Raw genomic sequence first — 21311 nt, 5'->3', positions numbered from 1 at the left:
TCAATTTTAGATGAATGGTGTGCGAATAATGGAATTAAGGCAGATTCAATATTTTATAGAAGCGGCAACAAGGGAACATATAACACAAGCATCTGAAGCTTTGCATGTCGCGCAATCCGCGATCAGCCGTCAGATTGCGCTGCTTGAGGACGAACTCGGCGTTGCTCTTTTTTCGCGCAAAGGGCGCAACATTCAACTTACGCAAGCAGGAAAAATATTTCTGCAACATGCGGAACGGGGATTAATTGAATTTGAAAAAGCTCAAAAAAAGATTAAAGAATACCTTAATCCTGAAACGGGCTTGATCCGACTTGGAATTTCAACAAGTTTGTCGGTACACACCTTGCCTATTGTTTTGCAAAAATTTCATGACATACACCCAGGCATTGATTTCCAGCTCCATCAGGGCACGGTCCCCTACCTAATTAAATTGATTGAACAGGGCAGCATCGATCTTGCCTTTGCTTCGCCGGTTCCGAAGCACCATGACGTTGTACGCAGCAGCATCCTTTATACGGAGCGAATGGTTCTTCTCATGCCGAAACAGCATAAAAAAGCCGGACATGGATCAATTCCGCTGAGCCAACTCAAAAACGAACGATTTATCACATTTCGCAGCAAGCTTTCCCTTCAAGAATTATTCCGTGATGCGTGCAGACAGGCCGGATTTACTCCGAATATCGTTTTTGAAGGTGAGGACATGGACACAATTAAGAGCCTAGTCTCATCCAATTTCGGTATTGCCTTAATGCCTGAAAATGCTGCCGCATATAATCTTCCGGACGACGTCACTGCTCTTGCACTCAGCACTCCGAAAATATCGCGTTCCGTTGGCGTGATACGGCCGCGCGATCGTGATCTCGCTCCTTCCGAGCAGCTTTTTTCATCCTTTATTGACGACTTTTATGAACGATTGCATCGTTTCGGGCAATAAAGTGCCGCGTCTGAAGTAAACAAGACGCGGCGCTCTGATGTATTATTATTCAGTTCCGGTTTCTTTTTCAGATTGACGAATCAATTCGTCATGACGGCGACGTGAATCCTCTCCAACTTGTTCATCAGCATGATAAGATGAACGGGCCAGAGGTCCCGCTTCACAGTGTCTGAAACCTTTTGCAAGTGCGATTTCCTTAAGCTCATCGAATTCTTCCGGTGTATAGTAACGGATGACATCCAGATGCTTTCGAGTCGGCTGCAAATATTGGCCGATCACCATGATATCCACATGATTCGCAAGCAAATCATCCATTGCCTCAAGAATCTCTTCTTTAGTTTCACCAAGACCGACCATAATACTTGATTTTACAGGTGTATTTGGGCTCAGTTCCTTTACCCGTTTCAAAACCGCGAGTGAGCGATCGTAGGTGGCGATTGCACGAACACGTTTCGTAAGTCTTCGAACCGTTTCAATATTGTGATCGAAAATATCCGGTTTTGCATCCATGAGCGTCAGAATACTTTCATCATCGCCTTTCATGTCTGAAGGCAATACTTCAATGGTGCAATAGGGTGCCTTTCTTCGGATCGCACGAATAGTTTCTGCGAAAACAAATGCACCGCCATCCTTGAGATCGTCTCGGGCCACTGCGGTCACAACGACATGACGCAGACGCATCTTGCATACTGAATCTGCGACACGTTCCGGTTCGCGGAGATCCAGTTCTGTCGGTCTGCCGGTTTTGACCGCACAAAAACGGCATCCTCTCGTACATACGTCACCTAGAATCATAAATGTCGCAGTCCGGCGGGTTGCCCAGCATTCATGAATATTTGGGCATTTTGCTTCCTCACAAACCGTGTGCAAGCTCTCTTCCCTCATCAGATGTTTAATACCGCGATAGTCCTGATTCGTATTGATTCGTATCTTGAGCCAATCAGGTTTTCTCAAATAGGATCCGTGCTTTTCCACTGTTATTCCCCCTCGCGTTTTTCAATGACCGCTTTGCGCTTACCTGGATTTATTCCATTGGTCTGTTTCATACTTTTGTTCTGCCAGTGCCAAGACGTTTCGCTCATCGTCTTCAGTCAGTATCAGTGGCTGAAGCTTGATATCCAATCCTTCTTCAAAACCGTGATGGAAGGCCTCTTTGACTTCCTCTAAGTCAACGCTTCGCCCCAGTAGATCTTCCAGTGCAACCGCCTTACCGGAAAAGGCCCGTTTTGCCCGCTCCTTCAGCTTGGCGTTTGCATAATAAAAACAATCAAAGAGTTCGTCTTCATTAACTGAGATCGGAATTGATCCATGCTGAAGGATCATTCCCTTCTGCCTTGTCTGTGCGCTTCCTGCAGCCTTCCGTCCTTCAACGACCAGTTCATACCAGGATGCTTCCTCAAAGCACACTGGTGAATGGGCACTGCCCGGCTTTTTTTCGGGGATGGCAAGATCCGCACTTAATCCCATCGCTCTGAATCCTTCGAGCAATCCTTTGGACAAAACCCTGTAAGCCCCGACAACTGAGTGCGGCATGTCCGGATCATTTTCAGGAATAATGACACTATAAGTGAGTTCATTATGGTGGAGTACAGCGCGCCCACCAGTCAAGCGACGTACGCATTCAATGTGATGTGCCTTTGTTCCTTCCCAATCAATTTTTCCATCAGTCTTTTGAAAGTAGCCAATGGAGAGCCCCGGAGGATTCCAGCCATAGAAACGAAGGACTGGCTGCTTCCTGCCCTTTGCACCGCATTCAAGCAGATATTCATCAAGTGCCATGTTATACGCCGGTGAATTGACGCCTGAATCAATAAAATACCACTCTTTCTCTTTCATTTGCAATCCCGCCTTTACTTTCTGGCTCCAACACATCATTCCCGTGTTATTTAAAACACTCAATAATTAGAACTCATCGTTAAATCTGTGTACACAGAAAATGTTAGCGCTAACAATATTATGAACCTTACAAGTATAGTTTCATCACCATCTGTGCCATAATGTTATACAGCGCTCAATTAACTTCTCTGTTTATCATAACAAGAATTCAATAAAATTGCATGTGCCTATCCATCTCGTCAGCTGATTATCAGGAATTGAAGTATCTTCTTAATGATCGCTATGATACACTTATAGGATAGTAATTTTATGCAAATGCAAGCATTCAATGGTCTAAATCATTAAATCTATGGCCAGTTGTTTCTATATAATATAGAATTTTGATTTCAGTTTTTATTTTTGGCTTTGTTGCAGGATTTTGTTGTTCGTACTATATTATTGACCTATTCGTGAAAAGCCTAATTTGCTCTTCACATCTTTCAGCTTGCTGAAAAATATGCCGATTTGATGGCTCGAAGTATGAAAGCTTTTCCCCATCGTTCATCAACCCGGTGGTAAATGAGCCAATAAACAATATGATTGTTTAACATCACCAACTTTTTAAGGAGATCTTACTGGATGGATCGATTTCTTCAAATGACTTTTATTCCTCATATTGAGAATTCATGGAACTTTTTCATTTGGTTTACTGACATGAATGGTGAAGTCCTGCCCTTTCCGAACCGCTCCACAGACAACGCGGAGGTTCCCGAATGGCTGAGCGAAGCATCCTCATATCCTTTTTTCCCTTATAAAGCGAAGTTTATTGATGGTAAGAGCGACGCTGACGTTGACGGCGCTATTATGCCGATGACTGGCGTCTTTCGTTTGATCCATGACGGGGTTATTCGGGAAGATCAAAAGGGCATTTTACCCGGACTCACTGTACAATGGTTTCGCCAAATATCAGAAACTATAGATAGTCTATTAGAAAATGGACTTTTTTATCCCTTTTTCTATCATCTGAAGCGTGGAAAAGATGAGCAATGCTATTTCTGTCAATGGATACCCGATGCCCGCGTTCTCACTGATAGCGGGTTGTTTGCCGATTGGCTGAGCCGGTTGCCGCGCCTCGCATTCTCAATAGATGAGTTGCAGGATCAGAAGGTGCAGCAATGGGTTTACCTAATTGTCATCTATTGGCTGAACGCCATGATTCGTTCCAATCAAAAGACAGATTTAAGCAATCAGCTGATTGAGCTTGAGAATAGTGATCACGATTCATTTCTGAATCAATTCAAAAGCGGCAGTCCTCTTACTGGAACAGACAAACCATGGATGATCCTTCATGACCAGCAACAGATCGAACAAATGGATCAGTTAGAATTTGAACTTGCAGGATGGGTCCGCCCTGTTGCGTCTGCACAATCCGATTCATGGGAGCAGGCACTGTTGAACTATAAACGTGAACAAACTGAAGCCTATTTTGTTCCGGAAACAGCGAAAATAATCCTTAAGCCTGCGAATGCAGACAATTTGTTTTCTGCGTCATCCATTTGGGACTACACAATCAAAATTTCCGGCTGGCAAAATGGCAGGCTTGCAGAGCGTTCACCTGAAGAGACTGCCGGTCCGGTCTCGCTCACCCAAGAAAATTGGCTGTCCCAATGTTTCGATCGGATAAAAGGGCAAATACCGGAATCAATTGTTTCATTGTTCAAAGGCATTTCTGACGGCTGCATCTCAATACATGAGCTCTCGGAACTCTTTCAATACGAGCATATCCTTGCAGACGCCTCCATCCTTGTTGTTTTTCCGGAAAATGTTGCGATTCAAGATGCTCCGTCAGTAACTGTTGATTTGGATATTCATCAGAAAAAAAGCGGAAATGACGCATCACTATTCAGTTTAGATTCGCTGATCACTTATGATTGGCGTATTGCAATTGGAGACATTCAATTAAGTACCGACGAATTCAGACAACTTGTCCGCGCCAATCAACCGTTTATCTATCAAGGAAATCAGTGGATCCATTTGCCAGTTAATCAAATGATGAAGGCTTACGAAGAAATGGAAGATGCACTCAGCCTATTTGATAAAAAGCCGAGTGTTTCTGCAGCGATGAAAATTGAGGCAACCCGCCGCCGCAAACGAAACGGCCGAATCAATATTCATCTTGATTCGGAAATCGGCAATTATCTGAGCCAATTATTAAAAAAGCCTGCCCGCAGCGTTCAGCTGCCCGATGCATTTGTCGGCAGTCTGCGTTCCTACCAGAAACGAGGCTATACATGGCTCGTTAATTTGCGCCGCCAACATGTCGGAGGATGTCTTGCCGATGATATGGGACTGGGTAAAACGGTTCAAGCAATCGCCTATTTGGATTATATCAAGCAGCATTCCGAAGATTCACTTTCTGATTCCGCCCTTCCAAAAGGACCTGCTCTGATTATTTGTCCGACCTCGCTCGTTGCGAACTGGAAGCATGAATGCGCGACATTTTCGCCTCAGCTTGATCTGTATATTCATCACGGTACGGATCGTTTGCGCGGAAAATCGTTCCACGCGCGCCTTCGCGCATGCGATGTCGTCGTGACCAGTTATGCAATATACACAAAAGAAGCCAGCGAAATGCTGGGCTACAATTGGAGCTGTGTCATTCTTGATGAAGCGCAGGCGATCAAAAATCCGCACGCTCAAAAAACGCGTGCATTACGCCCGATTCAGACCGCACATCGTCTTGTATTGACGGGTACGCCTATTGAAAATCGTCTTGAAGAACTTTGGTCGATTATGGATTTCTTGAATCCGGGCTATCTCGGATCACTTGAACGTTTCCGAACTCAGTTTATTCATCCGATTGAGAAGAAAAACAACCGATCTAAAGGACGTCAGCTCACCCAAATGATTCGTCCTTTTCTCCTTCGACGTGAAAAAACAGATAAAAAGATTATTCGTGATCTGCCGGAAAAGGTTGAAGCAAAAAGGATCTGCAACTTGACAAAAAATCAAGCATCACTTTACCAATCCATAGTCAACAGATTGAAAAAGAACGTCGCGGAGACAGGCGGAATCCAGAGAAAAGGCCTGATTTTGTCGACGCTGACCAAACTGAAGCAGGTATGCGACCATCCTTCATTAGTCAGCGATCCGTCTGCAACCAGCGACCAGACGTCCGGTAAACTTGATTTATTGTTTCAAATACTTGATCCACTTTTTGAACAGGATGAGAAGGTTCTTCTTTTTACTCAATATGTAAAAATGGGGAAACTACTGCTTGAAGAAGTACAGCAAAAATATCCGGATGCTCAGGTTTTCTTCCTTCACGGTTCCTTAAGTGCCGAACAGCGCCAGAAAATGATCGATAAATTTCAGAATCCCGATCATAAGAAGACACTTTTTATCCTTTCACTCAAGGCTGGCGGAGTAGGAATTAATTTGACAGAAGCAGGATATGTGATCCACTATGATCGTTGGTGGAATCCGGCTGTTGAAGAACAGGCTACCGACAGAGCCTACCGGATTGGTCAAGAACGCAATGTCTATGTCTATAAACTAATTTGTGAAGGAACGCTTGAAGAACGAATTGATCAGTTGATCGAGCGAAAGAAGAGCTTGCAAAAACAGATTCTCAGCGGCGGGGAGTCCTGGCTGACTGAAATGAGCGATCAGGAACTGTTAAATCTGATTCAATTACATGAAGGAGTGGTGTAATCATGGCACGCAGACTTACGTTTCGTAATGCCAGACTGGCCGGATGGCTGGCTGATTATGCAGCAAGAGCACAGCAAAGCGCATTCGAACGCGGTCTGATGTTGTATGACAAGCATCGGGTATGGGATTATCATGCGTCGGATCAAGGATTGCACGCAAGTGTTGAAGATGTTCACAGCACTTTTTTTCAGGTCAATATTCACTGGAATAGCAAACAATCTAAGACGCCACTTCCCCCAAAAATCAGCACAATGACTGCCGATTGCGGCTGCACGTCAACCGCTCCCTTTTGCGAACACATAACGGCGGCCATTATTTATTGGGTCATGCGCCTTGATAAAACAAATGAAGTCGATAAGGCTGAATCGGCGGTCGACCAGGGAGATAGTCCTGCCTACCGTGCGCTCGTTGCGCGTTTAAAGAAACGAGTGGCAAAGGAAACGCCAAGCTATAAGCATTTCGACACAAGCAAACTAATCATGCGTCCGGATCTTCAAAACAACGCCGAGGAAATTGTTAAAACGGTTATGGCCCAAGCGGCAAAAAAAAGAAAATAAGTACATCGATCAGCAGCCGGATCTGATCACACGCGCCAAAGCTTTGTAGTTCTCATGCTGCTCATTCTTTAAGGACATAGGAGCATCAATATCTTGTTCAATGACTGTTCTGGACATTGCTGTCATTCCATAAGGGAGCAGTTCACAAATCAATGCATCAACTTGTTTCGCGGATGCATCAGCCGTCGCGGTGTAGGTTAAGTCTCTGTTGTCAATGATTGTACCTCTATACTTTGAGATCAAATGGTTAACATGGCAAAACTCTTTTTCCGATAGGAGCGGCAAACATATTGTCACCAGCTCTCTCTCGCCAATCTGCGGACCGTTTTGTACCCATTCATGACCAATGCCTGATGCTTTTGTCTCCGCAAATTCGTAAGTCACAGCCTTTTCCTCTCCGTGACGCGTCACGGAGACGTTTTTTGCGCGTGATCTCTTGCCTCCCAACACATTCGAGAGACAGTCATACAGCTGTTCCTGATCCATTAATTCAACGTTCATGCTCTGTTTCATTCGTTCAGACACCCATTTCGTATATGCATCGCACAGATTTGAAGTTCAATAACTATTAACTCTGAAACAAAAAACCTTTCCGCCCCGCACAAATAAATGTGCAGGGGCGAAAAGGTTTGGCTTTTCACGTTCCACCCAGCTTCCCGATGTTTTCACAAACACCGGCTTAGCAACTGTAAACTCAATCTTGAGATCAGTCATTTTTGTAACAAGTGACCGGCACTCGTTCTGTCCTACTCTCTTCAGACAGACATTCAAGGGCGGTATGTTCATGTGCCGGTTACCGGGTTTTCACCATTCCCGATTCTCTGAAAACCATTTCCCACATGACAAGTCCCCATCATCACTTTAATTCATTAAACTATTGACGATTGGCATTTATACTAACGTATTTTTCACGGATGGTCAACCCCCATAGCTTCATTCTCATCTGATTTACATGATAATCTTTTTTTCGCTGCTCAAGAGAATTAAATCTATTCAAAACACCATGGCGTTTTCTCTTTCCACTCATACGCATTTGTCAAGAAAAATTGTCTTGTTGTTGCTCAATCTTCGGGTTATAATGCAAGATACATAACGTCGTTCGTTATTTGACTGAAAAATAGAAAAGTGCGGACAGTTGCGTTAACATACTGCCTGCGCCTTAATCTGTGATCACGTATACTTTTAGTAGCGTGTGCATACGAGGAGTGGTGAGAATTGAAGAAGGTGTCCATAGGCTTGCTTGGTTTCGGAACGGTCGGAACTGGCGTCGTCAGGCTGCTTACAAAAGACAGAGAACGACTTGAGGAACGTACCGGTTGTGAAATCCACCTGGAAAAAGTGCTCGTCCGCAACAAAAACAGACCGAGAAAAGTACTCATTGATAACCGAAATTTAACCACAGATGTCTATGAAATTCTTGACAATCCCGAAATAAATGTAATTATTGAATTGATCGGCGGCGTGGATCAAGCGTATCGTTATATTCTGCGAGCGCTTAAAAATAAGAAAAACGTAATCACTGCCAATAAAGACCTCATGGCTTCCTACGGCGAAGAATTACTTTTAGAAGCAAGAACCAATCATTGCGATCTCTATTACGAAGCGAGTGTTGCCGGCGGAATTCCTATTCTCAGGACACTTACCGACAGTCTGGCAGCTGATCGGATTCAGAAAATGATCGGTATTGTGAATGGAACGACCAACTATATTTTGAGCAAGATGAGTGGCGAAGGCTTGTCGTATGAAAAAGCACTCGCTTCTGCCCAAAAGTTGGGGTTTGCCGAAGCCGATCCTACATCGGATGTCGAGGGACTTGATGCCGCGCGAAAAATGGTCATTTTAAGTCATCTTGCCTATTCTATTCCTGTGAAACTGGACGATGTAAAAATTAAGGGTATCACTGATGTGACGCGTGAAGATATCGTTTTTGCTAAGAAGCTTGGATACACGATCAAACTGGTTGGCATCTCGGAGGTCAACAATGGCGACATTGATGTACGCGTCGAACCGACACTGCTTCCTAACGGCCATCCGCTCGCTTCGGTGGAAAATGAAAACAACGCCATCTATGTTTATAGTTCTGCATTAGGAGAAACCATGTATTATGGTGCAGGCGCCGGAGAAGGCCCGACTGCGGTATCCGTCGTTTCCGACCTTCTCTCAGTTGTCCGCAATATCTCGCTTGGCGTAACCGGCAATCATATTTTTCTACCAAAAAAAGAATTGCATGCCCGCAAGGATAATCTTGTCGAGAGCCAGTTCTTTGTTCGGATGCATATGAAGGATGAACCCGGCTCATTCTCAAAACTGACCGATCTCTTTAGGGAGCAGCAGATTAACCTCGGAAAACTATATCAGGAACCGATTCCGGGACGCGATGTTGCCGAAGTTGCCATTGTCACTCACGTCACGAACAAAGTACTTTTTGAAAAATCATTTGAAATGCTGAAACAGTTGGATGCCATTGTGAATGCTAAATACTTCCGTGTTGAAAGGGGCTAAAATCATGGCTTGGAAAGGTTTAATGGAACAATATAAGGATGTCTTGCCGGTTACGGATAAAACACCGCGATTGACGCTGCTTGAAGGAAACACACCGCTCATTCCCCTTGAAAAGCTGTCTGAAAAATTAGGCTGCGAGATTTATGGAAAATTCGAAGGTCTGAATCCAACAGGTAGTTTTAAAGACCGCGGCATGTTTCTCGCCGTTGCTAAGGCAAAGGAAAGCGGAAGCACAGGTGTAATCTGCGCTTCCACCGGCAACACGTCAGCATCGGCAGCTGCTTACAGCGCACGTGCAGGTATGGATTGCATCATCGTCATTCCGAAAGGAAAAATTGCATTGGGCAAATTAGCTCAGTCCGTCATGTACGGAGCAAAGATCTTTGAAGTCAACGGAAACTTTGACCAAGCTTTGGATATTGTTCGCTATACAGGAGCACATTCAGATTTTACCATTGTCAACTCAATCAATCCGTTCAGACTTGAAGGACAGAAAACAGGTGCTTACGAAATCGTTGATCAGCTCGGCAGCGCGCCGGACGTGCTTTGTATCCCCGTCGGCAACGCCGGAAATATCTCTGCCTATTGGAAAGGGTTCAAAGAACTCCGCGACAACAAGCAGATCGCTCCGCCGGAAATTCACGGATTCGAGGCAGAAGGATCCGCGGCCATTGTCAAAAATAAAGTTATTGAAAATCCCGAAACGATTGCTACCGCGATTCGAATCGGCAACCCCGCCAGCTGGAAGCTTGCGGTCGCTGCTGAAAAGGAATCAGGCGGAGAAATTGATTCCGTAACCGATGAAGAAATTATTGCTGCTTACAAGCTGATCGCTCGAACAGAAGGCGTCTTTGCTGAACCTGCTTCCTGCGCATCCGTTGCGGGCCTGATGAAACATGTGGCTGCAGGCAAAATCAAAAAAGGTTCGAAGATCGTGTGTATTCTGACTGGAAACGGTCTGAAGGATCCAACCACAGCAATGGATACGTTGACGATTGAACCGACAATTATCGGTGCCGAAGCTTCTGCTGTTGTCGATCATCTTCAACAGGTGACCAAATGAGCAAGCCGCTGGCATTTCAAATAAAAGTGCCGGGAAGCACGGCTAATCTTGGGCCAGGATTCGATTCTATTGGTTTGGCAGTCGGCCGTTATCTGCGTTTAGAAGCAGTCAAAGCAGACTCATGGTCCTTCCACTATGTGAATCAGCCTGCATTTCGCCCTGCTCTTGAAAACAATCTGATTTATGTTACAGCCAGGAAAATTGCCGATGAACATGGGAAAACACTGCCTGCCTACTCTGTGGATGTGTTTAACGATATTCCGCTCTCACGCGGTCTGGGCAGCAGCGGATCCGCCATTATTGCAGGTATTGAACTTGCCAATGTTCTGCTCGATCTTAATCTCTCCCTGGAGGATAAATCATGGATGGCTTGCCGTACCGAAGGCCATCCTGATAATGTCACGGCTTCGCTCTACGGAGGACTGGTTATCTCTACACAATCGAAAACGAGGGTAACAAGTGTACGGTTGCCCGCACCGAAATTTGATTTGGTGACAACCATTCCCAACTTTGAACTAAAGACAAGTGAAGCGCGCAAAGCCTTGCCTACAACAATGCCCTTCAAGCAAGCCATTGAAGCAAGCAGTATTGGCAATGTGCTCGTCGCGGCTCTGCTGAGTGAGGACGGCGTGTCTGCGGGCAAAATGATGGAGAGCGACAAATTTCACCAGCCGTACCGCGCAAAGCTGATCCCTGATATGGATGAGATCACTCACATAGCGCGTGAAAATGGAGCATTTGGTACCTTTTTAAGCGGTGCAGGTCCAACAGTCATGTCACTGGTCAGCAAGGATAAAAGTGCGAATTTGTGCAGTCTCCTGCAAAAGCGTTTCAAAGACTACGAATGTATCGTGCTGGAGCCGGTGAACGTTGGTGTGCAAACACGCATCGCATCCGCCAAATAATTTCCAAGTATAGGCATCTGACACTCAGTTTTCTTTTTAATAGAAACCTCCTGATCTGCTCAAACTAAGAGCAAATGAGGAGGTTTTTTGATGAAAGTTAAGATTGCCTGGGGCTTTATATTTTTATTTGCCGCAATTCTTGGCGGTTTATATATTTTATTTCTTGTCCTGCGTTCCCAATGATCGATAATCAAATGTCGTCTATTGTTTGCAGCGCCAACTCTGTAATCGTTTGCAATACAATTCAGAATCATCCCTGTAAAAGCGCATCCTGCTCGTGATTGTCAATTAACTGCAGCTTTTGGCGTTGCTCCATGACACTCACAAAAAGCGCGTCAATTAAAGTCACCTGGGCGGCACGTGCCACATAGGATTCTGATCTGAAATCAGTCGGAACAGAAACTGTGTGCAGTGAGACATCCATCAGTTCCGCAAGCAGCGATTTCATAAATCCTGTGATCCCAATCGCCGGACAGCGTTTCTGCTTCACCGTTTTAGCAACTTGAACTAGATGCTTATCTGAAGCCGAGTATGAAATAAATACCGAGGCATCACGCTCAGTCAATTGTGAAGCCGACAGCATTTGAAACTCACCATCACTCGGCGCGTAGGTCATGATTCCCGCGCGTACAAACTTTCGATGTGCTTCCTGAGCAATCAAGGCAGAACCACTGCTTCCGAAAAATGCAATGCGCTCTGAGTGTGCCAAAATAGAAACAGCTTTTTTAAAACCTTCGCTATTTAAAATCTGATACGTGTTTTCCAATGTGCGGATGTTGTCTTGAAACACTTGTTCCGCTAGACTTAAGACATCGTCTTCACTTGTCTTCGTCGTTTCTCCAAAGCGTTTATTTCGCGCAATGTCAGAAGCAAGTACTATTTTCATTTCTTGAAATCCTTTAAAATCTAATCGGCGGCAGAAACGAAAAACAGTTGCATCCGCCACCTTGATCCTCGCGGAGACTTGGTTAATACTGCTGTGAATTGTTTCCTTCGGATTATTTAAAATATAATCAGCAATTCTGCGTTCTTTTTCACTCAAGTGCGGATAGGCTGACTGAATACGAACAATACATTGACTCTCTGCCATTCATAGTCCCTCCTTCATTTATAATTCCATTGTACATCAAACGCTTACATTTGAAAATAATTTTCTGCAAACGTTTTCTATTTTTGCTTTTTGTTCAATTTTCACGTGTATTCATGCAAATTTTTAATAAAATGACGCATGACACTATTCTAGTCATCAAGTCATTTATCTTATTTTACCGCCTATTTTTCAGCTGTTAACTCTATTGACATTCTCTTTACATTTATACTTTTCCATGATTAAATGTAATGGATAAAGAGACCCCAGTATCTGCCGCATTTAAAATTTCTTGAAAATGAGACCGGACATACCTAGGTGGCAAAAGCCCTGTGTCCGAATAATGTGGTAGGAGAAATAATTCAAACTGGAACAGAAGGAGTGATCACAATGTTTAAAAAAACACTTGAAAATTTAAGAGCTTATGATCCCGGCCCATCCGTGGATGAAATAAAAGACATGTACGGCTTGAAGCGCATGATAAAGTTAGACTCCAATGAAAATGTATACGGTGCATCGCCAAATGTACGTAATGCAATCATAGAGGATGCTCTGCTTCCTGAGCTTTATCCGGACTGCCAGAATTCTGATCTGAGGCGTGAACTTTCGCGACGATTAGGTATCAGGGAGGATCGTTTTCTCTTTGGCGCTGGTTTGGATGAAATTATTGTTTTAATCAGCCGCGCATTTCTTGAACCGGGCACAAGCATGGTCATGGCCTGGCCGACTTTTTATGAATATTATTGTCATGCTCAAATTGAAGGTGCAGCAACAAAGAAAATACCTTGTGACCAAAATGGAAAACATGACTGGAAAGCGATGCTTGAGGCTATCGATGAAACAACTAAGGTCGTTTGGATTTGCAATCCGAACAATCCGACTGGGACCTATTTAACGAAAACCGAACTGGATCAATTTGTTCAAGCAGTCCCTGAAAATGTGCTAATTGTCATTGACGAAGCTTATATTGATTTTGTTACAGCAAAGGATTTTCCAAATGGATTAAACTACCTTGAGAGCAAGGAAAATGTCCTTGTGCTCCGGACGTTCTCCAAATCGTATGGACTTGCCTCTTTCCGAATCGGTTATGCCATTGGAAGTCTGCCCGTCATTGAAGAAATTGGAAAGGTCCGTCCCCCTTTCAACAACCCGAGATTGAGTCAAGTTGCCGCTCTTGCCGGTCTCAAGGATGATACGTTTAAAGAAGCATGTGTGCTCAAAAATCGCGAGGTCCTTTCAATGACCACTGCTTTTCTTGATAAAAAGGGCATTTCCTACTTTGATACTCAAGCAAATTTCATTTACATTAAAGTTGCCGAGCCGAAACAGGTGGCGTTGTATTGCAAACAAAAAGGATTCTTAATAAACCCCTTTCAAGATGGCGTGCGAGTCACCATTGGCACCATGGAAGATATGAAACTCTTTCTTCAGATTCTTGAACAGGCGATTCTCGAAACTTCGGCGGAACCGAGTAAATAATTAGGTCTTCCGATATTTCTGAAGAAATCAAAATATTTTTCTTTACAAACAATCAGATAGCTGTTACAATTTGGACACAATAAGTTAAGCATTTAAATCATGACAATTGTGATGATGGAGACAGCATTGATTGCGGGATTTGTTCACAGAGAGCCGGTATTACGCTGGAAGCCGGTACAATTCACAATTAGTTGAGCACTCCGAAACAGATCGGCAGAAAATTGCTGTTGTGAAATCATGTGCAGCAATGTGTATGCGGGTCCGGCTTAAAGCCGTTATCGATTCAATGAAGACCGACATTTATATTTTATTGTCGGTAAATGAGGGTGGCACCACGAATATCAACGTCCCTCGCAGCATGAAACCATGCTGCGAGGGACGTTTTTATTTTTTCAGGGAGCAAAAGCCGCTTCCGCAAATCAAAGAGAAACAGGAAGGATGAGTTCATTGTTTTTAGATCAGACGTATTTGTTTACACCCGGCCCGACCCCTATTCCAAATCAAGTCAATGCCGCAATGGCACGCCCGATGATCGGGCATCGGAGTCCAGATTTTTCCGTACTGATTGAAGATGTCGCAACACGGCTCCAGCCTGTTTTCGGAACTAAGCATCCTGTCATGATTTTAACCAGCAGCGGTACATCGGCACTTGAGGCAGCAGTTGTGAATACAATTCACGAAGGCGACCACGCAGTCGTGATCGTTGCCGGATCGTTCGGCGACCGCCTGGCTTCGATTGCGGAAAATTATGGAGCAACCGTTCACCGCTTAAATATCGAGTGGGGCAAATCTTGTTCTCCTGAACAGCTTGAGGCATTTATCGATACCCTTGAAGGAACACCCATTAAGGCGGTGTTTGGAACATTCAATGAAACCTCAACCGGGGTTCTGAATCCGATCCACGCACTTGGAAAAGTTGTCAAAGAAAAAACCGATGCTCTATTTATCGTAGACGGTGTCAGCTGCATCGGCGCCGTCCCTGTTGACATGGAGAGCGATCATATTGATATTCTCGTCACCAGTTCACAAAAAGCACTGATGCTTCCTCCGGGTCTTGCATTTGCCGCATTCAGCGATCGAGGATTGAAAGCAATTCGCGAATGTCCGGAAAAGCGTTTTTATCTCGACCTGAAACGCTACGTCGACACTTATGAAAAACAAAAATCAACGCCGTTTACTCCGGCTGTCTCACTCATTCAGGGTGCGCAGGCTGTTTGCGACATGATCGAAGAAGAAGGCTGGGAAAACGTGATCAAGCGTCATGTGCTCCTGCGCGATATGATGCGAGCCGGGCTCCGTGAACTGGGGCTGCCGCTGCTGACAACCGAAGAAGACGCTTCGCCAACCGTTACAGCCGTTAAGCCGGAAGGTATCGCTGCTCCGGATATTCAAAAAGCATTGAAAAAAGATTTCTCAATTACTATTGCCGGCGGTCAAAAAGATCTTAAAGGAAAAATATTCCGTATCGGACATATGGGTTATTGCACGCCATTCGATATTCTTAAAGTATTGAGCGCACTCGAATTGACACTTGCAAAATTCGGACAGGCGCCTCGTTTCGGCGCAGCAGTTAAAAAGGCTGAGGAGGTCTACGCAAAAAATGTATAAGGTTATTGTTACCGATCCAATCAGCGAGAGCGGTTTGAAAGCTTTAACAAGCAATCAAGAATTTCAAGTTGATCAACACACCGGCCTTGAACCGACAGTTCTCACAGAAATGATTAAGGATTACGACGCACTGATCGTGCGCAGTCAAACACAAGTAACTCGCGACATTATACAAGCTGCGGACCGGCTGAAGGTGATCGCCCGCGCCGGTGTCGGCGTCGATAATATTGACATTGAGGCAGCTACTGAAAAAGGCATTATTGTCATTAACGCGCCGGCCGGCAATACGATCGCTGCAACGGAACACACGATGGCAATGATGTTGTCACTCGCCCGCAGCATTCCTCAGGCATACGGTTCGCTTACCTCCGGAAAATGGGAACGCAAACTTTTCAAAGGCGTCGAGCTCTATCAAAAGACCTTAGGCATTGTCGGCATGGGCAGAATCGGCACCGAAGTTGCCAAACGGGCGAAAGGTTTCCAAATGAACATTCTCGGCTATGATCCGTTTCTAACCGAAGATCGTGCGAAGAAATTGGGAATTATTAAAGCAAGCTTGGATGAAATTGCGGAACAAGCCGATTTCATCACGGTTCATACCCCGTTGACTGCTGAAACACGCGGATTAATCAACGCAGACTATTTTGCCAAAACCAAAAAGGGCGTTCGTATCATTAATTGTGCGCGTGGCGGCATTATTGATGAGCAAGCACTTGTCGACGCTGTAAACAGCGGTCAAGTCGCCGGAGCAGCGATTGACGTATTCGAACACGAACCCCCTGAAAACACCGGACTGACTCAGAATCCGCACATTATTGTTACACCGCATCTCGGTGCATCAACTGCCGAAGCACAGGAAAAGGTTGCTGAATCGGTCAGTGAAGAAATTGTCGGTATCTTTACATCGGGAAGTGTGCAGCACGCCATTAACCTGCCGCATATTTCGGCATCGGTACAGCAGAAGATCCGTCCATATCTCACATTAAGCGAACAAATGGCCGAATTTTTAATGCAAGTCTTCAAAAAAGCACCGAAAAAAATAAATATTAATTATTATGGTGAACTCTTTTTAGAAGACACAGGGCTGCTCACACGGCAAATGATTAAGGCACTGCTTTCCTATTACTTGGATTCTTCGATCAATATCGTAAACGTCATGCAAGTACTTAAGGCACACAGTCTCTCATACAGTGTACAAAAAAATGCAGCTCATAAAGGATTCACCAATTTTATCGAACTGGAAATCGTGAATGGCGACGACAAAGCGACGATTGCCTGCACCTATTTAACCGGGTTTGGCGGCCGTATTGTTTCAATTAACGGCTATCGCCTTGATATGGAACCAGAAAAATACTTGCTCTATATTGATCACATGGACGTTCCCGGCATGATCGGAAACGTCGGATCAATTCTTGGAAAAGGCAGCATCAACATTGGCAGTATGTACGTCGGACGCCAAACAATCGGCGGTAAAGCGGTCATGGTCCTCACTGTTGACAAACCTGTACCGGACAGCGTTCGTGATGAATTACTCAGTATTGAAGATCTTAATGATGTTCAGTTTGTTGAAATCAACATCCCGGAAGATGAAAATTAATCATAGCCAAAGTAAAGCAGCCGCCAATTCCGCTTTTCAGCGATTGGCGGCTGTTTTATTTTGTAAGAGCTGCACCTACAGCTCCGCAAAAGGATCCATACTGCGGAATAATTGGAACGAACCCCCATTGCCCACTGTAGCGAGTAACAATTTTTCGCAGCAAGGAATTATTGACGAAGGAGCTCCCGATATAAACGATCGTCTTTACGTCGGCTTTCTGCGCTGCCAAGACACTAAGCGAGGTGACCGTCTCTGCGACAAGTCCAATTACTGACGCAATCTGATCTGCCGAAGATGGCGATGCCGCTTCATCTGACACAGCGCCAAAATTACTTGCGGTCAAATCACCGGGAATCGGCGGTTTCTCACCTTCATAGATACGTGCAACTGTCAGATCGATCAAATCTCTTTTTCCATGCTCAGCGTACTGAATCAATGTCGAATAATTATAAACGCCTGTAAGCAGTCCGGACAGACCTAATATCGTACCTCCTCCAACTCCCGTTCCACCCATCCATTCCTGTGTCATTCCTTTAACATGATTTATCGACGTTCCGGTTCCGACATTAGTAAGGATAAAATCTGAGAGATCTGCATGTCCTTCTGCGGCGAGCAGCTCTCGGGCACCGGCGCATGATGCAGAGAACTCAGGTATGAGCGTATAATCAGACCGTTTCAGTTTTTCCCGAATCATGCTCGCTTTGCCGCCGGTAATGCAAAGGCAGCGGTGTGCACAATACGTATCCAGCCATGAAATACACTTCTGGATCTGCTTTGTGGGAAATGATTGATATACCCATCCCTTTTCAGTCTGCATAGCAATCTTGCATAGCGTTCCACCTGCGTCTATGCCTGCCGTTACACCATTCACCATCAATTCTCCTTCTTCCCTCATTAAGTCCGGATAAAAAAGAGGCAGGCCCGCATCGCCCGCCTAAAAAAATTTATTTTTTTTATTCTCCCAGAAGATGAAGCACCAAGTCCTTTACATCTGCAATGGAATCGAGAATAAAATCAGCACCATGTTCCTCTAATTCACTTCGAGCTTTCTGACCGGAAAGGCCGGTGAGGACCCCGGCAAATCGGCAGCCCAATTGCTTTGCGCAGAGCAGGTCAGCGAGTGAGTCACCGACAATCAAGGTTTGTTCTCCATCAGGCAGCTGCTCAGGGCGACGAGCGCTCCAGCGTTTTAGATCACTGTCCTTACCATGAAAGGAAGCGAGATACGTAAAAGGATGCGGCTTAGCAAGCGGTGCCGCATCGTATTTCTTTTCTGCGGCAAGTACATCGTCTGCGGTTACAATATGATTCGGATCAAGCTCGCCGATCCAGTTTAAATAGGTAAATGGTTTGAATGTCTCCAATCGCGGTCTGCCTGTAGCAATACCCACGCGCACACCATAATCATGAAATGCGTGAAACATTCCACGAATATACTCCGGATCAGCCAAAGTTACTTCTTCGTTCATAAAACCTTTCTTACCTGTTTGAACCGAGGGCAAGCCTGTTGCTGCCAGAACATTTTCATCACCAATATACCATTCCTGGGATGCGTGCTCGCCAATATGCCAAAAAGCACTTTTCGGCTGGAATGCTGAGGTTTCAATGCCAAGCCGCTTCAAAGCAATCTCATTAAGATAAACGATTAATTCCTGTTTTACTGCTTTGGTATCTTTATAATCATCCATAAAGCGCTTGAAATCAGGTTTTATCTGGTAATTCTTAAACAATGAGCGAAACGTATTCAATGTGGTTTGATCAATCGGTTTCTTCAGCAATTCTGCTGCCTGCGTCTTCACATCTTCAGGAAGCTGAGTCGTTAAATGAATCAGCTGTTCGGAAATCGTTATATAAATCATGTCCCAATTGGCATTCATTCCACGGGATTTTAAGAAGTTCAGTACATCATCATTAAGAAATATGTCTGATCGGATTTCAGCAATCTCTCCGTCTCTGTATTCCGTTTGGAAAGGTTTGCCGTTTCCGAGCCCTAAATAGTTCTCGCTGTACAGTAATTCGCGCACAGTAAGTGCCGAGGCGTCAAAATAGCGTTCTTCGCTAAGAAATACACCATCGACATCAAATAAAACCGTTTGAATCATCTCTTCACCGACCTTCACGTTATTTATATCAGTTTATCATAGGAAACCCTTTGTCCGCATTTAATTTCCATTTAATCCGCGACCTTTTTTCGCAATGATTGTCCAGTTTTGTCCGCTGTTCTCCGTTCGATACAAGTCACCGTGCTTAGTCATCATGACAGCTTCTCCGGAATTCGCCGGATTTTGAAGGATTTGAGTCACTGTGTCATTTTCCACTGTACCCATATCAAGATTTATTGATTTTTCTTGTTGAGGAATGATTTGGTAAAGTGCAGTTTCTTTTCCCGCAACAGCAACGAGCAGTGCATTTTGTTTGCTAAAACCGAATGCAGCGCTCGTAACCGAGTAGCCCTTCAAGTATCGATGAAAATGAGCGCCCAGATCCGTGCTGACATATAGACCTCTTGTAGTCCCAATCGCTAGTACACGTTTATCGACCGGTGAAGCTTCAAGAATCTGGGCATTCGCATCCAGATGTTTTATCTTCACGACTTTCCATGTAGCGCCGCCGTCATCCGAATAACGTAATGCAGATCCTTCACCTGCTATTGTTTGAAGGTGATACATACGTCCTGTCTTATAGCCGAAGGCCCACAGCCCTCCAAGAGGTTCATTCAGCTTTCGGTGGCCCAGCGGCTCTTGTTTCAATGTCTTCCACTGCAGATAGCCCGTCTCATTCATCTGAATAAAACCGGAACTGATGGCTAGAAACATGTCGTCATGCGCGCGGTTCTTAAGCTTTTCGGAGTGCCAAATACCCTTTTTATAGGTAAGCAGCCGCTTGTTCGTCCCAAGCCAAAGCGTCTTACCATCCTTGCTGTATCCCGCACCGAGCACGTGAGTAAATCGAACGCCTCCTGTTGAATTCGACGCATGAACCGCATAGATAATCCATACCGTCAGCCCCGCCAGCAAGAGAATAAAAATAATTTTGGCAATGAGCAGCCAAAAAACCCACGACACACTTTTCGTACCGGATGCTTCATTTTTTTTCTTCACTTCGTACCACTCCGTTATCTATCATTGCCTATAGTTTAAAGAATTTCTTGCCGAAAACCTAGAAAAATGCCCACAGATGAATCAAAACAGCGCTGTCGCCCACTTGAGCGCCAGCGCTGTCCAAAAAACTCATTTGCATTTAGTCGCCATTGAACAAGTTAAAAAGCCCTCCGGTGATGCTGCCTTCATCTTTGCTGCGGCCGGCAGGATTGCCTGGCATTGCACTGAATACGCGACTTGCAAGTCTGCTGAACGGAAGCGATTGTACGAGCACCTTTCCAGGGCCCCGCAAAGTCGCAAAAAAGAGACCTTCGCCGCCGAACAAAGCGGTTTTCACACCTCTGACAAACTCAATGTCATAATCAACACTGCTCGTCATGGCCACGAGGCAACCCGTATCGACCTTCAGGGTTTCACCCGGAGCAAGCTCAAGCTCTTTAATCATTCCGCCTGCATGGACAAACGCAAGTCCGTCGCCTTCAAGCTTCTGCATGATAAAGCCTTCGCCGCCGAAAAATCCGGCTCCTAACTTCTTTTGAAAAGCGATACCAACTGAAACCCCTTTTGCAGCACACAGGAAGGAATCCTTCTGACAAATCATCTGCCCGCCATACAGACTCAGATCAAGAGGAATGATCTTCCCTGGATAAGGCGAAGCAAAGGATACATGCCTCTTTCCTGCTCCTTCATTGGTAAATGCGGTCATGAACAGACTTTCGCCGGTCAGCAGACGTTTCCCCGCGCCGAACAGTTTCCCCATCACACCGCCGTTTTGACCGCTTCCATCGCCGAAAATCGTCTCCATACCGATGCCGTCTTCCATCATCATAAAACTTCCCGCTTCAGCAATCACCGTTTCGCGAGGATCTAATTCAATTTCCACGTATTGCATTTCCTGACCTTCGATTTTGTAGTCAATATCATGGTTGTTCACGTGTTCGTTCCTCCC

17 protein-coding genes are annotated in these 21311 nt (G+C 45.0%); 9 read left to right on the top strand and 8 right to left on the bottom strand.

The window, feature by feature from the left end; genetic code table 11:
* The first annotated feature begins 28 nt into the window (after positions 1–28).
* Positions 29–934, top strand: a complete 906-nt coding sequence (gene gltC / locus AC6F33_RS05830) for a glutamate biosynthesis transcriptional regulator GltC (RefSeq protein WP_480952841.1) — start codon at positions 29–31, stop codon at positions 932–934.
* 45 nt (positions 935–979) lie between these two features.
* Here gltC and lipA read toward each other — a convergent pair whose 3' ends face one another.
* Entirely contained in the window at positions 980–1909 is a 930-nt protein-coding gene (gene lipA / locus AC6F33_RS05825; protein WP_255746905.1) for a lipoyl synthase, read from the bottom strand.
* Positions 1910–1948: 39 nt separating this feature from the next.
* Positions 1949–2770, bottom strand: a complete 822-nt coding sequence (locus AC6F33_RS05820; protein WP_255746904.1) for a lipoate--protein ligase family protein — start codon at positions 2768–2770, stop codon at positions 1949–1951.
* A 618-nt stretch (positions 2771–3388) separates the two neighbouring features.
* Between AC6F33_RS05820 and AC6F33_RS05815 the strand changes: the two genes are divergently transcribed.
* Together AC6F33_RS05815 and AC6F33_RS05810 are read left to right on the top strand one after the other, a co-directional pair.
* Positions 3389–6463, top strand: a complete 3075-nt coding sequence (locus AC6F33_RS05815) for a DEAD/DEAH box helicase (protein WP_500777975.1) — start codon at positions 3389–3391, stop codon at positions 6461–6463.
* A 2-nt stretch (positions 6464–6465) separates the two neighbouring features.
* The gene (locus AC6F33_RS05810) at positions 6466–7020 is read left to right on the top strand and encodes a hypothetical protein (RefSeq protein WP_500777974.1); all 555 of its coding nucleotides are present in this window, start codon (positions 6466–6468) and stop codon (positions 7018–7020) included.
* Between the two features lie 9 nt (positions 7021–7029).
* Here the strand turns inward: AC6F33_RS05810 and AC6F33_RS05805 are convergent, their stop codons facing one another.
* The gene (locus AC6F33_RS05805) at positions 7030–7533 is read right to left on the bottom strand and encodes a hypothetical protein (protein WP_500777973.1); all 504 of its coding nucleotides are present in this window, start codon (positions 7531–7533) and stop codon (positions 7030–7032) included.
* A 702-nt stretch (positions 7534–8235) separates the two neighbouring features.
* On the opposite strand from AC6F33_RS05805, the gene AC6F33_RS05800 reads away from it, so the two are divergent.
* Genes AC6F33_RS05800 through thrB form a run of 3 tightly spaced genes read left to right on the top strand, consistent with a single transcriptional unit; the run spans position 8236 to position 11490 of the window.
* Positions 8236–9522 (top strand): homoserine dehydrogenase, encoded by a 1287-nt coding sequence (locus tag AC6F33_RS05800; protein WP_304654774.1) that lies wholly within the window; start codon positions 8236–8238, stop codon positions 9520–9522.
* Positions 9523–9526: 4 nt separating this feature from the next.
* Positions 9527–10585, top strand: coding sequence for a threonine synthase (gene thrC / locus AC6F33_RS05795; RefSeq protein ID WP_255746896.1), 1059 nt, complete (start codon positions 9527–9529; stop codon positions 10583–10585).
* On the top strand, positions 10582–11490 hold the full coding sequence (thrB, locus tag AC6F33_RS05790; protein WP_255746895.1) for a homoserine kinase: 909 nt from the start codon (positions 10582–10584) through the stop codon (positions 11488–11490). Before thrC ends, thrB begins: the two co-directional genes overlap by 4 nt.
* A 250-nt stretch (positions 11491–11740) precedes the next feature.
* On the opposite strand, the gene AC6F33_RS05785 is transcribed toward thrB, so the two are convergent.
* Entirely contained in the window at positions 11741–12580 is an 840-nt protein-coding gene (locus AC6F33_RS05785) for a MurR/RpiR family transcriptional regulator (protein WP_255746894.1), read from the bottom strand.
* Positions 12581–12967: 387 nt separating this feature from the next.
* Here AC6F33_RS05785 and hisC point away from each other — a divergent pair, with 387 nt between their 5' ends.
* The 3 genes from hisC to serA all read left to right on the top strand — a co-directional run bounded on the left by hisC (position 12968) and on the right by serA (position 17261).
* Complete coding sequence (hisC, locus tag AC6F33_RS05780) at positions 12968–14056, top strand: histidinol-phosphate transaminase (protein ID WP_480947532.1); 1089 nt, start codon at positions 12968–12970, stop codon at positions 14054–14056.
* A 438-nt stretch (positions 14057–14494) separates the two neighbouring features.
* Positions 14495–15664: a pyridoxal-phosphate-dependent aminotransferase family protein gene (locus tag AC6F33_RS05775; protein ID WP_255746892.1), complete on the top strand. Its 1170-nt coding sequence runs from the start codon at positions 14495–14497 to the stop codon at positions 15662–15664.
* Positions 15657–17261 carry a phosphoglycerate dehydrogenase gene (gene serA / locus AC6F33_RS05770; RefSeq protein ID WP_255746891.1) on the top strand — a complete coding sequence of 535 codons (1605 nt, stop codon included), beginning with the start codon at positions 15657–15659 and terminating at the stop codon, positions 17259–17261. The genes AC6F33_RS05775 and serA overlap by 8 nt, the downstream gene beginning before the upstream one ends.
* A 55-nt stretch (positions 17262–17316) precedes the next feature.
* Here serA and coaW read toward each other — a convergent pair whose 3' ends face one another.
* From coaW to AC6F33_RS05750, 4 genes are all read right to left on the bottom strand, one after another.
* Positions 17317–18135, bottom strand: coding sequence for a type II pantothenate kinase (gene coaW, locus AC6F33_RS05765; protein ID WP_255746890.1), 819 nt, complete (start codon positions 18133–18135; stop codon positions 17317–17319).
* Positions 18136–18214: 79 nt separating this feature from the next.
* Entirely contained in the window at positions 18215–19363 is a 1149-nt protein-coding gene (locus AC6F33_RS05760) for an HAD family hydrolase (protein WP_255746889.1), read from the bottom strand.
* A gap of 60 nt (positions 19364–19423) precedes the next feature.
* The gene (locus AC6F33_RS05755; protein ID WP_255746888.1) at positions 19424–20362 is read right to left on the bottom strand and encodes a beta propeller repeat protein; all 939 of its coding nucleotides are present in this window, start codon (positions 20360–20362) and stop codon (positions 19424–19426) included.
* 139 nt (positions 20363–20501) lie between these two features.
* Positions 20502–21296, bottom strand: coding sequence for a TIGR00266 family protein (locus AC6F33_RS05750; RefSeq protein ID WP_255746887.1), 795 nt, complete (start codon positions 21294–21296; stop codon positions 20502–20504).
* Positions 21297–21311: the final 15 nt, after the last annotated feature.

The sequence above is a fragment of the Sporolactobacillus sp. BBK16-2 genome (assembly GCF_059878335.1).
Note: the sequence above shows the minus strand (reverse complement) of the source record. Positions and strands in the feature narration are given on the sequence as shown.